At 65.8% G+C, this 12,435-nt stretch carries 11 protein-coding genes; 5 read left to right on the top strand and 6 right to left on the bottom strand.

The window, feature by feature from the left end:
* Positions 1-14: 14 nt before the first annotated feature.
* From lptF to ACSQ25_RS17275, 4 genes are all read left to right on the top strand, one after another.
* Entirely contained in the window at positions 15-1,184 is a 1,170-nt protein-coding gene (gene lptF, locus ACSQ25_RS17290) for an LPS export ABC transporter permease LptF (RefSeq protein ID WP_436106906.1), read from the top strand.
* Positions 1,181-2,365, top strand: coding sequence for an LPS export ABC transporter permease LptG (gene lptG, locus ACSQ25_RS17285; RefSeq protein ID WP_436106905.1), 1,185 nt, complete (start codon positions 1,181-1,183; stop codon positions 2,363-2,365). Before lptF ends, lptG begins: the two co-directional genes overlap by 4 nt.
* 14 nt (positions 2,366-2,379) lie before the next feature.
* Positions 2,380-2,748 (top strand): sirohydrochlorin chelatase, encoded by a 369-nt coding sequence (locus ACSQ25_RS17280; protein ID WP_436106904.1) that lies wholly within the window; start codon positions 2,380-2,382, stop codon positions 2,746-2,748.
* Between the two features lie 196 nt (positions 2,749-2,944).
* Positions 2,945-5,239, top strand: a complete 2,295-nt coding sequence (locus tag ACSQ25_RS17275) for a DUF4214 domain-containing protein (protein ID WP_436106903.1) — start codon at positions 2,945-2,947, stop codon at positions 5,237-5,239.
* Positions 5,240-5,340: 101 nt separating this feature from the next.
* Here the strand turns inward: ACSQ25_RS17275 and cobA are convergent, their stop codons facing one another.
* From cobA to ACSQ25_RS17245, 6 genes are read right to left on the bottom strand one after another with little or no spacing between them, the layout of a single operon-like run.
* Complete coding sequence (gene cobA, locus ACSQ25_RS17270; protein ID WP_436106902.1) at positions 5,341-6,057, bottom strand: uroporphyrinogen-III C-methyltransferase; 717 nt, start codon at positions 6,055-6,057, stop codon at positions 5,341-5,343.
* 13 nt (positions 6,058-6,070) lie between these two features.
* Complete coding sequence (locus tag ACSQ25_RS17265; protein WP_436106901.1) at positions 6,071-7,384, bottom strand: sulfate adenylyltransferase subunit 1; 1,314 nt, start codon at positions 7,382-7,384, stop codon at positions 6,071-6,073.
* On the bottom strand, positions 7,384-8,322 hold the full coding sequence (gene cysD, locus ACSQ25_RS17260; protein WP_436106900.1) for a sulfate adenylyltransferase subunit CysD: 939 nt from the start codon (positions 8,320-8,322) through the stop codon (positions 7,384-7,386). The genes ACSQ25_RS17265 and cysD overlap by 1 nt, the downstream gene beginning before the upstream one ends.
* A 24-nt stretch (positions 8,323-8,346) precedes the next feature.
* Positions 8,347-9,063 carry a phosphoadenylyl-sulfate reductase gene (locus ACSQ25_RS17255; RefSeq protein ID WP_436106899.1) on the bottom strand — a complete coding sequence of 239 codons (717 nt, stop codon included), beginning with the start codon at positions 9,061-9,063 and terminating at the stop codon, positions 8,347-8,349.
* A gap of 10 nt (positions 9,064-9,073) precedes the next feature.
* A complete protein-coding gene (locus ACSQ25_RS17250) occupies positions 9,074-9,631 on the bottom strand; it encodes a DUF934 domain-containing protein (RefSeq protein WP_436106898.1) in 558 nt (185 codons plus the stop codon).
* Positions 9,624-11,312 (bottom strand): nitrite/sulfite reductase, encoded by a 1,689-nt coding sequence (locus ACSQ25_RS17245; RefSeq protein WP_436108096.1) that lies wholly within the window; start codon positions 11,310-11,312, stop codon positions 9,624-9,626. The genes ACSQ25_RS17250 and ACSQ25_RS17245 overlap by 8 nt, the downstream gene beginning before the upstream one ends.
* A gap of 179 nt (positions 11,313-11,491) precedes the next feature.
* Here ACSQ25_RS17245 and ACSQ25_RS17240 point away from each other — a divergent pair, with 179 nt between their 5' ends.
* Positions 11,492-12,430 (top strand): CysB family HTH-type transcriptional regulator, encoded by a 939-nt coding sequence (locus ACSQ25_RS17240; protein ID WP_436106897.1) that lies wholly within the window; start codon positions 11,492-11,494, stop codon positions 12,428-12,430.
* Positions 12,431-12,435 lie beyond the last annotated feature (5 nt).

Below are 12,435 nucleotides of genomic sequence, written 5' to 3'. Positions count from 1 at the left end.
ATAGCTATTATTGAATGATCTTTCGACGCGCCCTGCAACGTGAATTGGCCAGTTCGGCCGGCGCCACCTTTACGGTGCTGTTCACGATCCTGGTCACCTGGACGCTCATCAAGGTCCTCGGCACGGCCGCCGGCGGCAAGGTCGATCCGGCCGACGTGCTGGCCCTGATCGGATTCGCCATCCTGAATTACCTGCCCACCATCCTCACGCTCACCGTGTTCATTTCGGTGCTGGCCGCGGTCACGCGCAGCTACCGCGATTCCGAGATGGTCGTCTGGTTCGCCTCCGGCATGTCGCTGATGCGCTGGATCCGCCCGGTCCTGACCTTCGGCCTGCCGATCCTGGTGGTGGTCGCCACCCTGTCGCTGCTGGTCACGCCCTGGGCTGCGATGAAGCGTGTCGAATTCGTCGAGCGCTTCCAGAAGCGCGAAGACCTCAAGCGGGTGGCGCCCGGGCAGTTCCGCGAATCCTCGTCGGCCGACCGCGTGTTCTTCGTCGAACGCTCGACCACCGGCGCCACCGTGGTGCAGAACGTGTTCGTGAATTCGCAGGACAAGAACGGCAACACCTCGATCGTCGTCGCCAAGGAAGGCGTCATCGAGGCCGACGCCAAGGGCGGCCAGTACCTGGTGCTGAGCACTGGACGGCGCTACCAGGGCATCCCGGGGCAGGCCGACTTCCAGTCGATGGAGTTCGAGCGCTACAAGATGCGCGTCGCGACCAAGGCGCCGGTGCTGGGCACCGACACGCCCAGCAACGCGCTCCCGACCTCGGTGCTGCTGCAGCACGACAACCAGTACACCCGCGCCGAACTGCTGGCGCGTATTTCGGCGCCGATCATCTGCCTGGTGCTGATGCTGCTGGCGATCCCGCTCGGCTTCGTCAACCCGCGCGCGGGCAGTTCCGCCAACATGATCCTGGCCCTGCTGATCTTCTTCACCTACCTGAACCTGAATAAAATGATGGAGAACAGCGTCAAGCGCGCCAAGCTCGAATTCGAGGTGGCATGGTGGCCGCTGCACCTGGCGGCCGGGCTCACGGTGCTGGGGCTGTTCGCCTGGCGCCTGAACGTCAACCACCGCTGGCATCCGCTGGCGCTGCTCGGCGCCTGGAAGCGGCGCAAGCTGGCGAGTCGCGGAAACGGCAAGGCAGCGGCACCGCTGGCCAAGGCGGAGGCGGAATGACGGTCCTGCAACGCTACTTCGCGGTCAACATCGCACAGGCGGTCGCCTTCGTGCTGGTCGCCTTCCTCGCCCTGATCTCCTTCATGGACCTGACCAGCGAACTGCCGTCGGTGGGCAAGGGCGGCTACGAATTCCAGCACGCCCTGATCTACGTGCTGCTGCTGGTGCCGGGCAACGTGTACCAGGTGATGCCGGTGGCGGCCCTGATCGGCACCATCTACACGATGGCGCAGTTCGCCTCCAGTTCCGAGTTCACCATCATGCGCGCCTCCTCGATGTCGACGCGGATGGCGGCCTGGATGCTGTTCAAGGTGGGCCTGGTGTTCGTCCTGATCACCTTCGTGTTCGGCGAGCTGATCACCCCGCGCACGGCGCCGCTGGCCGAGCGCGTGCGCCTGGCCGCCAAGGGCTCAACCCTGTCGGCCGAGTTCCGCTCAGGGATGTGGACCAAGGACAGCATCCATGCCGAGGGCGTCAAGGGACCGGTGATCGGCACGCGCTTCTTCAATGTGCGCCAGATCCGTTCCGACGGCCAGCTGGTCGACGTGCGCCTGTACGAATTCGACGCCAACATGCGCATGCGTGCCGTGATCACCGCCAGCGCCGGCAGCTACCTCGGCAACAATACCTGGCGCCTGCGCGGTGTCAGCGAGACGATGTTCTCGAACAGCCGCACGCTGCCCGCGCCGGGTGCGCCGGTGCCGCAAGGCCAGTCGATCGCAGCCAGCTTCGGCCAGGAGACCGCCGCCGTCGCCACCCGCAAGCTCGATACCCTCGACCTGGCTTCCGAGATCACGCCCAAGATCCTGTCGGTGTCGCGTTCCGACCCCGAGCGCATGTCGGCCAACGAACTGGCCGTGTACACGCGTCACCTGGCCGAGAATCGCCAGGAGACCGGACGCTTCAAGGTGGCGTTCTGGAAGAAGATCATCGATCCGCTGTCGATCATGGTCCTGATGGCGCTGGCGCTGCCCTTCGCCTACCTGCACACGCGCAGCGGCGGCGTGAGCCTCAAGATTTTCGTTGGCATCATGATCGGCGTGAGCTTCCTGCTGCTGAACGCACTGTTCTCGAACCTGGGCGTGCTGACCGCGCTGCCGGCCTTCTTCACGGCGGCCGCACCCAGCCTGCTGTTCCTGCTGCTGGCGATCGGGGCCCTGATGTGGGTGGAGCGACATTGATGAAAGAGACTTCCATGAAGCGTGCACTCGTCCTGTTCGCCCACGGCGCCCGCGCCCAAAGCTGGGCCGCACCCTTCGAGCGCCTGCGCGACCAGTCGCAGGCACGCCTGCCGGAGGTGCGCGTCACGCTCGCCTTCCTCGAACTGATGGAGCCGCGCCTGCCGGAAGCGGTCGAGGCGCTAGTGGCGGAGGGCGCCGGCGACATCACGGTGGTGCCGGTCTTCCTCGGACAGGGCGGCCACCTGCTGCGCGACCTGCCGCAACTGGCGGACGGCATCCGCGCCGCCCATCCGGGGCTGCGCCTGAACATCGTCGGCGCCATCGGCGAAGACCCGGCGGTGCAAGCCGCGATGGCGGATTACTGCACTCGTGCAATGGAGTAATCACGGCATTTGTGCGGTGTTCAATATTCTTGATAATGAAGCGTTAACGGCTCTGGCAAAGGCGCCAAGATTCCGTTGGATTCACGCTAAATTTCCGTACGGAATTTAATTTCCCACTTCAAATTAAGGTTGTCGTAGGGCATCATATTTGCTTGATCCGCGCCATGTCGGCGCAACGCACAGCAAACTTGCCCCCATGACCACCGATACCATTGACTACGCGCCCGTAGGCATCGTCGACAACCGTGACACCCTGTTCACCACCCTGCGCAGCGGCGAGGTCGCGGCCATCCTGACCCCGATCGACTGGGGCCAGCTGTGGGGCGGCCGCTGGGTCATCGACGGCCAGTCGGTGCCGGGCCTGTTCTCGATCTCCTACAACCCGGCGACCGACGAGACGGCGCGCCTGGTGGTCAACAATGCTGCGCTGCTGCCCGAGGCAGGCTCCTTCGCTTCGGTGACGGTGCATTACTACGATCGCAACCAGGTCGACGGCTACGGCAACCCGCGGACGGGCACCGGCGTCGCCGAGACCCTGGTCTACAGCTTCGAATCCGGCACCTCGCGCGACCTGCCGGGATTCGGCAGCGACATCGCGCTCGGCGCCGCCACGCGCGCCGCCGGCCCCGACCTGGCGACACTGTCGAACGGCCGCTTCATCGCCGTGTGGCAGGCGCCTGACGCCGGCGGCGCGGTCCAGGCCCAGCTGCGCGACGCGGCGGGCAAGGCCCTTGGTACGGCCTTCGCCGTCAGTTCCACCGGCGACGCGGCAGTGGAGGGCGCACCCGCGGTCGCGGCGCTGGCGGACGGGCGCTCGGTGGTCGCCTATACCAGCACCGGCGCCGGCGGCAGCAGCATCGCCTACCGCATCATCGATGCGAACGGCGTGCCTGGCGCGGAGATCGCGGCAAGCGGCATCGGCGCCGATACCGGGATGCCCGACGTGGCCGCACTGCAGGGCGGCTCCTTCGCCATCACCTGGCGCAGCGGCGGCCAGGTGCACGTGCGCAGCGCCGATGCCAACGGCAATCCGCTTGGTCCGGACGCCGTGTACGGCAGCCTCGGCACCGCCTTCAACCCGAGCATCGCGGCGCTGGGTTCGAGCTATGTGGTGAGCTGGGGCGAGATCGGCGACGGCAACGTGTACGCAGCCGTGGCGGGCGGCGCGCCCGTCGTGGTCAACGGCGACGGCCTGGCAGCTTCGGTCACTACGGCCGCGCCGCTGCCGAGCGTGGCAGCGCTGGCCGGCGGCGGCTTCGTGGTGGCCTGGGACAGCTACGCCAATTCGCCCTGGGGCTTCGCGAGCAGCGACATCTTCTTCCAGCGCTTCGACGCGGCCGGCAATCGGGTGGGCGACATCGCCCAGGCTAACCTGGACGGCGGCAGCGGGCGCTTCGACGCGTCGGTGACGGCGCTGCCCGACGGCGGTTTCGCCGTGGCCTGGCAGTCGCAGTCGGGTGACTTCGACGCCAACGGCGTGTTCGCGCGCCGCTTCGGCGCCGACGGCGTCGCGATCGATGCGCGTGAATTCGAACTCAACGAAGTGCGCCAGGGCGACCAATACAATCCGGTGATCACGGCGCTTGCGGATGGCGGCCTGGCCGCTGCCTGGGTCGACGCCCAGGACAACGGCACGGTGCAGGTCGAAGCCCGCGTGCTGGCCGGGACCGAGCCGGTGGCGCCGCCCACGACCAGCGTACCGGCGATCAGCAGCCCCACGCCCCCGACGCCGGTTGCGGAACCGGCACCGGCACCTGCGCCGGCTCCAGCTCCAGCTCCTGCACCTGCACCGGCACCAGCGCCTGCTCCGGCTCCGACTCCGGCTCCGACGCCGACCGGCACCGGCGGCAGCTCGGGCAGCGGTTCGGCGTCCATTCCCAGCGTGTTCGGCAGCGACGGCGCCAACCTGCTCAAGGCGGCGGCGGGCGCCCAGAAAATCGACGGCATGGGTGGCATCGACACCATGGTCTACAACGGCTGGAAGGGGCTGTTCGAGATCCGGCTGACGGCAAACGGCGCCACCGTCAATGACCGCTTCGGCAGCAGCGGCATCGACACCCTGGTCAACGTCGAGCGCCTGGCCTTCAACGACGTGACGGTTGCGCTGGACATCAACGGCAATGCCGGCCAGGCTTACCGCCTGTACCAGGCAGCCTTCGACCGCACGCCCGACAAGGGCGGTCTGGGCTACTGGATCAAGATGCTCGACGGAGGCCAGAGCCTGGAGCAGGCCGCGGCCGGTTTCGCCACCAGCCAGGAGTTCAAGGACCTGTACGGCGCCAACACGAGCGATGCGCAGTTCGTCGAGCTGCTGTACCAGAACGTGCTGCATCGTGCGCCCGACGGCGCGGGGCTGGCGTACTGGATGAATGCGGTCGCGCACGAGATGTCGCGCGAGAAGATGCTGGCCTTCTTCAGTGAAGGTTTCGAGAACCAGGCGCAGGTGATCGGGGTGATCCAGAACGGGATCGAATTCACGCCCTGGGCGTGATTCTTGAACGGCCGCCCACGCGGTGATTGCGTTCGGCTCCGTTCTCGGGCTCGATGATTTTGCTGCTAGCGACCACCGCGTGGGCGGGAGACCCGCCCACCCTACGTCTGGTGTTCGCGTTTAGCGAGCGCCTCGCCCAGCATCACCAGCACCGGCCCATGCCCCGGCTCGAGGCCGTGCGCCAGATCCGATAAGCTCAGCCGCAGGATGCGCTCGTCCGCCCGGCTGCAGTTCTCCACCACCACCACCGGCAAGTCCGGCCGCCGTCCTTCCGCCAGCAGGCGCTCGGCGGTGGCCGCCGCTTCGCGTCCGCCCATGTACTGGACCAGGGTGTCGGTCTCGGGCAGGGCAGGGTGGTCGGGCTGGTCGGGCGCGGTACTCGAGGTGAAGAAGGCGACGCTGCGCGCCACGCCGCGCTTGGTCAGCGGCTGTTTGGTGGATGCCGCCGCGGCCACCGCGGTGGTGATGCCGGGGACGACTTCGACCGCGATGCCCGCCGCTTCCAAGGCACGCAATTCTTCGTCGGCACGGCCGAACAGCATCGGGTCGCCGCCCTTCAGGCGCACGATGCGCTCGAACTTGCCGGCGCATTCGACCAGCTGCTGGTTGATCAGGGTCTGGGCCGTGGAGCGCTGGCCCGAGCGCTTGCCGACCGGGATCAGCTCGGCCTGGCGGCACAGGTCCAGCATCTCGGGGGTGACGAGGGCGTCATAGAGCACCACGTCGGCCTGCGCCAGCAGGCGCGCGCCGCGTACGGTGATGAGATCGGCGGCACCGGGGCCGGCTCCTACCAGATAGACTTTGCCCAGTGCCCCCATGCTTCCCCTTCCCTTATTGGTGTTGATCCAGACGGATCATACCTGCCGCGACGGTCTGGTGGGTGACTTCGTCGATCAGGATGAAGGCGCCGGTGGCGCGGTTGTCGGCGTAGGCGTCGGCCGCCAGCGGCTGCTGGACGGTGAGCTGCACGCTGGCGATGTCGTTCAGCTTCAGGCCCTCCGCGGCGTGGCGCTGCTGGGTGTTGACGTCGAGAATGCTGTCCACCTGCTTGATCTTGGCCCCCGTCTGGCGGGTGCCGTGCTTGATCCAGTACTTGCGGCGCACATCCAGCGGTTCGTCCGACATCCAGCACACGTCCGCCACCACCTGTTTCAGCTGGGTCGCCGGCTGGTCGGCGCCTGCCAGCAGGTCGCCGCGCGAGATGTCGAGGTATTCGTTGAGCAGCAGGGTGACCGACTGGCCGGCCGCGGCCGATTGCAGCGAAGCGTCGAAGGTCACGATCTCCTTGACGGTGGCCTGCTGGCCCGAAGGCTGTACCACCAGCTTGTCGCCGACCGCGACCTTGCCGGACTCGATGCGGCCCATGTAGCCGCGGAAGTCATTCGCTTCGTGGCCGTTGTGGCGCGCCACCAGCTGCACCGGGAAGCGGAAGGGCGCGGCGTGCGATTCATCGTAGACCGACAGGCCTTCGAGCAGCTCGATCAGGGTCGGGCCGGCATACCACGGCATCTTTTCCGACGCATCCACGACGTTGTCGCCGGCCAGGGCCGACAGCGGAATCGCGGTGACGTCCTTCAGGCCCAGCGATTGCGCGAATTCAGCATAGGCGGCGACGATGCGGTCGTACACGGCCTGGTCGTAGTTCACCAGGTCCATCTTGTTGACGGCGACGATCACGTGCTCGATCTGCAGCAGCTTGGCGATGGTCGAGTGGCGCTTGGTCTGCACCAGCAGCTCCACGCTGCCGTCGTCGCCCAGTTTCACCTTCGAGACGTCCACCAGGATGATCACGGCATCCGCGGTCGAGGCGCCGGTCACCATGTTGCGGGTGTACTGCTCGTGGCCCGGGGTGTCGGCGATGATGAACTTGCGCTTCGGCGTGGCGAAGTAGCGGTAGGCCACGTCGATGGTGATGCCCTGTTCGCGCTCGGCTTCCAGGCCGTCGGTCAGCAGCGACAGGTCGATGGTGTCGCCCACGGTGCGCTTGTGCTTCGAGCGCGAGACGGCGGCCAGCTGGTCGGCGAAGATGCCCTTGCTGTCGTACAGCAGGCGGCCGATCAGGGTGCTCTTGCCGTCATCGACGGAACCTGCGGTGATGAAGCGCAGCATACCGCTTTGGTGGAGGTTGTCAGTCATGGCGTTCATCAGAAATATCCTTGCTTCTTGCGTTTTTCCATCGAGGCTTCGGAGGTCTGGTCGTCCATCCGGGTCGCGCCGCGTTCGGTCACTTCGGTGACGGCCGTCTCGGCGATGATGTTCTCCACCGTGCTCGCGTTGGAGGCCACCGGGCAGGTGCAGGAGATGTCGCCCACCGTGCGGAAGCGCACGGTGCGGGTCTCGACCGTCTCGCCGTCGCGGGCCGGGGTCAGGGGCGTCAGCGGCACCAGCAGGCCGTTGCGCGGGATAACCTGGCGCTCGTGCGCGAAGTAGATCGGGGGCAGGGCCAGCTTCTCGCGGGCGATGTACTGCCACACGTCCAGCTCGGTCCAGTTCGAGATCGGGAACACACGCATGTTCTCGCCCGGGTGGACGCGGGTGTTATACAGGTCCCACAGTTCCGGGCGCTGGGCCTTCGGATTCCACTGGCCGAATTCGTCGCGGAAGGAGAAGATGCGTTCCTTGGCGCGGGCTTTCTCTTCGTCGCGGCGGGCGCCGCCGATGCAGGCATCGAAGCCGTGTTCGGCGATGGTTTCCAGCAGGGTCACGGCCTGGGCCGCGTTGCGCGAGTCGGTCGCCGGGTTACGCAGGCGCACGGTGCCGCGCTTGATCGAATCCTCGACCGAGCCGACGATCAGGCGCTCGCCCAGTTCCGCGACGCGCGCATCGCGGAAGGCGATCACCTCGTCGAAGTTGTGGCCGGTGTCGATGTGGACCAGCGGGAAGGGGAATTTACCGGGACGGAAGGCCTTCTCGGCCAGGCGCAGCAGCACGACCGAATCCTTCCCGCCCGAGAACAGCAGGGCGGGGTTGCTGCATTCGGCCGCCACTTCGCGCAGGATGTGGATGGCCTCGGATTCGAGGGCGTCGAGGTGGCGCGCGTTCACGTCGGTGAGTACGCCCGGATTGTCGAATACTGTCGTCATGTTGTTTTGCCTGTTGTTGGCTGCTTATGCGGCCACGGATTTGATGCGAATGAGTTTGCCGTCGACCACGTGCAGGCCGCATTCCTTCGATTCGGGGTTCTCCCACCACCAGCGGCCGGCGCGTACGTCCTCGCCCGGCTGGATCGCACGGGTGCAGGGTTCGCAGCCGATCGAGGGATAGCCGCGCTCGTGCAGGGCGTTGTAGGGCACCCCATTGCTGCGCAGGTAGTCCCACACGTTTTCCTCCGACCAGTCGGCCAGCGGGTTGAACTTCTGCAAGCCGTGCGCGGCGTCGTCTTCCTGGACCGCCAGTTCGGCGCGGGTCGTGGATTGCGCGCGGCGCTGGCCGGTGATCCAGGCCTTGTTGCCGGCCAGGGCACGGCCCAGCGGCTCGACCTTGCGCACGCGGCAGCATTCCTTGCGCATCTCGACGCTGTCGTAGAAGGCGTTCAGGCCGTTCTGCGCCACGTAAGCTTCGACTGCCTCAGGCTGCGGGCGGAACAGGGCGATCTCGTAGCCGTAGGTCTCGCGCACACGGTTCAGCATGTCCAGGGTCTCGGCGTGCAGGCGGCCGGTCTCGAGCGAGAAGATCCCGATCGGCAGTTTCGCTTTCAGGATCAGGTCGGTCAGGACCATGTCCTCGGCCGCCAGGCTCGATGCGAACACCGCGGGCGAGTACTCGCGGGCAATGCGTGCCAGGATGGCCTTGGTTTCCTCGACGCGGTGGTGCAGGTCGCTCATGTCGGTGTCCTCAGATGCCCGCGCCGACGTCGGTCAGTTCGGGCGGCGTACCACGCGGCGCACGGCGGAACAGCGGCAACGGCTGGTCGACCGAAGCCTGGTAGGTTTCCGAGAACACGGTCAAGCCCTTGAGCGCGTCGTGGATGCTGCGGTCCTGGCGGGTGGCGAAGGCATCGAAGCCGACGCGCGACAGGGGCCAGAGCTGGTCGCGCAGCACGTCGCCGATGGCGCGCAGCTCGCCGGTGTAGCCGAGGCGCTTGCGCAGGTTGAAGGCGGTCGAGTAGCCGCGGCCGTCCGAGAACTTGGGGAAGTCCACGGCGATCACGCCAAAGCGATGCAGGTCTTCCTTGATGCTTGCCGCCTGTTCGTCCGGGGCGAACCAGACGCCGATGTCGGCACGGCCGGACAGCGCCGCGCGCTGCGCCTGCCACACGGTCAGCGGCACGATGATCTTGCCTTCCGGGACTTCGACGGTCTCGGCGGTTTGTCCCTCGTCGAGGCGCAGGACCGCCCAGTCGTCTTCGACCACTTCGCGGTGCTTGATGATCTGCTTGTGCGAATTAAGCATAGTGGTCTTCTCCAACCAGTTGGCCCGCCGCGATCGGCGTGGCATACACGTATTCCTTGAATGGTGCGACACCCAGGCGCTGGGCGGTGTCGACGAAGCGTTCGCCCTCGAAGCGCTCGCGTACATAGACTTCGAGCAGGCGGCCGACGACTTCCGGCATCTGCTGCGCCGAGAACGACGGCCCGATGATCTTGCCGATCGCCGAGTTGTTGCCCTGCGAGCCGCCGATCGACACCTGGTACCACTCGCTGCCGTCCTTGTCGACGCCGAGGATGCCGATGGCGCCCACGTGGTGGTGACCGCAGGCGTTGATGCAGCCCGAGATGTTCAGTTCGATGTCGCCGATGTCGTGCTGGAAGTCGAGGTTGTCGAAGCGTTCCGCGATGGCGGCCGCGATCGGGATCGACTTGGCATTCGCCAGCGAGCAGAAGTCACCGCCCGGGCAGGCGATGATGTCGGTCAGCAGGCCGATGTTCGGCGTCGCCAGGCCCTTGGCCTTCACCAGCTGCCACAGTTCGAACAGTTTCGACTGCTCGACGTCGGCCAGCACCAGGTTCTGCTCGTGGGTCACGCGCAGTTCGCCGAAGCTGTACTTGTCGGCCAGGTCGGCCACGAAATCCATCTGCTCGGCGGTCGCGTCGCCCGGCGGCACGCCGGTCTTCTTGAGCGACAGCACCACGGCGGCATAGCCCGGCACCTTGTGCGGCTTGACGTTGCGGTTGAGCCAGTTGGCGAAGGCGCGGTTGTCCGGATGTGCGGCAGTCGGATCGGTATCGTCCAGCTGGGCATAGCCGTGCGGCTGGAACCATTGGGCGACGCGGTCGAATTCTTCCTGGGTCAGGGTTTCCGGACCATCCTTCAGGTCGACCCACTCGGCTTCGACCTGGCGCGTGAATTCCTCGACGCCGAGGGCTTTCAGCAGGATCTTGATGCGGGCCTTGTACTTGTTGTCGCGGCGGCCGTGCTGGTTGTACACGCGCATCACGGCTTCGGTATAGGTCAGCAGGTGCTGCCAGGGCAAGAAGTCGCGGATGACCGAGCCCAGGATCGGGGTGCGGCCCATGCCGCCGCCGGCCATGAACTTGAAGCCGACTTCGCCCGCGTCATTCTTGACCAGGGTCAGGCCGATGTCGTGGATGGCGATGGCGGCGCGGTCTTCGACGGCGCCGTTGATCGCGACCTTGAACTTGCGCGGCAGGGCGATGAACTCGGGGTGGAAGGTGCTCCACTGGCGCAGGATCTCGGCGAAGGGGCGCGGATCGATGATCTCGTCGGCGGCCACGCCGGCGAATTCGTCGGTGGTGATGTTGCGGATGCAATTGCCCGAGGTCTGGATGGCGTGCATCTCGACCGAGGCCAGGTCTTCCAGGATGCTCGGCGTTTGCTCCAGCTCAATCCAGTTGTACTGGATGTTCTGACGGGTGGTGAAATGGCCGTAACCACGATCGTACTTACGGGCAATATGAGCGAACATGCGCATCTGTGCCGAAGACAGCAGGCCATAGGGCACGGCGACGCGCAGCATATAGGCGTGGCGCTGCATGTAGAGGCCGTTCTGGAGGCGCAGGGGCAGGAATTCTTCCTCTAGCAGCTCACCGTTCAGGCGGCGCTCCACCTGGCTGCGGTACTGCGCGATGCGTTCGCGCACGATGAGATGGTCGTAGTGGTCGTAGCGGTACATGGTCTCGTCCAGTGAGGATGGACCTTGCAAACATTGTCCACCCGTTAAATGTATGGCCAAGTCTAGGGGGTGGCGCTTATATTCCAAACTACGGAGAATTCATTTGCTTATATGCGTAACTTGAATAAGCATCTTAAAATGTCGTCTGCTGACACAATCATAAGAACTGGTATCACTACATGAATCTTCACCAGCTACGCTTCGTGCGCGAAGCCGTCCGCCAGAACTACAACCTGACCGATGCGGCCAAGGCCCTGTTCACCTCCCAGCCCGGGGTCTCGAAAGCCATCATCGAACTCGAGGAAGAGCTCGGCGTCGACATCTTCACCCGCCACGGCAAGCGCATCCGCGGGCTCACCGAGCCGGGCCGCCTGGTGCTGCAGTCGGTCGAGCTGATCATGCAGGAGATCGACAGCCTCAAGCGCATCGGCAAGGAATACGCGGCCCACGACAGCGGCAGCTTCACCATCGCCACCACCCACACCCAGGCGCGCTACATGCTGCCGAAGGTGGTGCAGGGCTTCATGCAGAAGTACCCCAAGGTGCGCTTGTCTTTATTGCAAGGAAATCCGAAGCAGATCGCCGACATGGTCAAGAACGACCAGGCCGACCTGGCCATCGCCACCGAGTCGATCGCCGCCATCGACGGCCTGATCACGCTGCCGTGCTACCAGTGGGAACACGTGCTGGTGGTGCCGCCCGAGCACCCGCTGCTGCGCTCCAAGGCCGTGTCGCTGGAGGAAATCGCCTCCTACCCGGTCATCACCTACGATGCGGCCTTCGCCGGCCGCAGCAAGATCGACCATGCCTTCGGCCTGCGCAACCTGAAGCCGGACGTGCTGCTGGAAGCGATCGACGCCGACGTCATCAAGACCTATGTCGAACTGGGCATGGGCGTGGGCATCATCGCCGGCATGGCTTTCGATCCGGAGCGCGACCGCAACCTGCGCGCGATTCCCGTGGGCCAGCTGTTCGGCATGAACATCTCGCGCGTGGCGGTCAAGCAGGGCGCCTACCTGCGCAGCTACATCTACACTTTCATCGAACTGCTCGCGCCGACGCTCAACCGCAAAATGGTCGAGTCCGCCATGCGCGGCGGCGAGAACTACGAACTGTAATATTT

The sequence above is a fragment of the Massilia sp. LjRoot122 genome (assembly GCF_964252725.1).
Classification (GTDB): Bacteria; Pseudomonadota; Gammaproteobacteria; order Burkholderiales; family Burkholderiaceae_D; genus Telluria.
The sequence above is the reverse complement of the archived record's forward strand: the minus strand, read 5'-3'. Positions and strand labels throughout refer to the sequence as shown.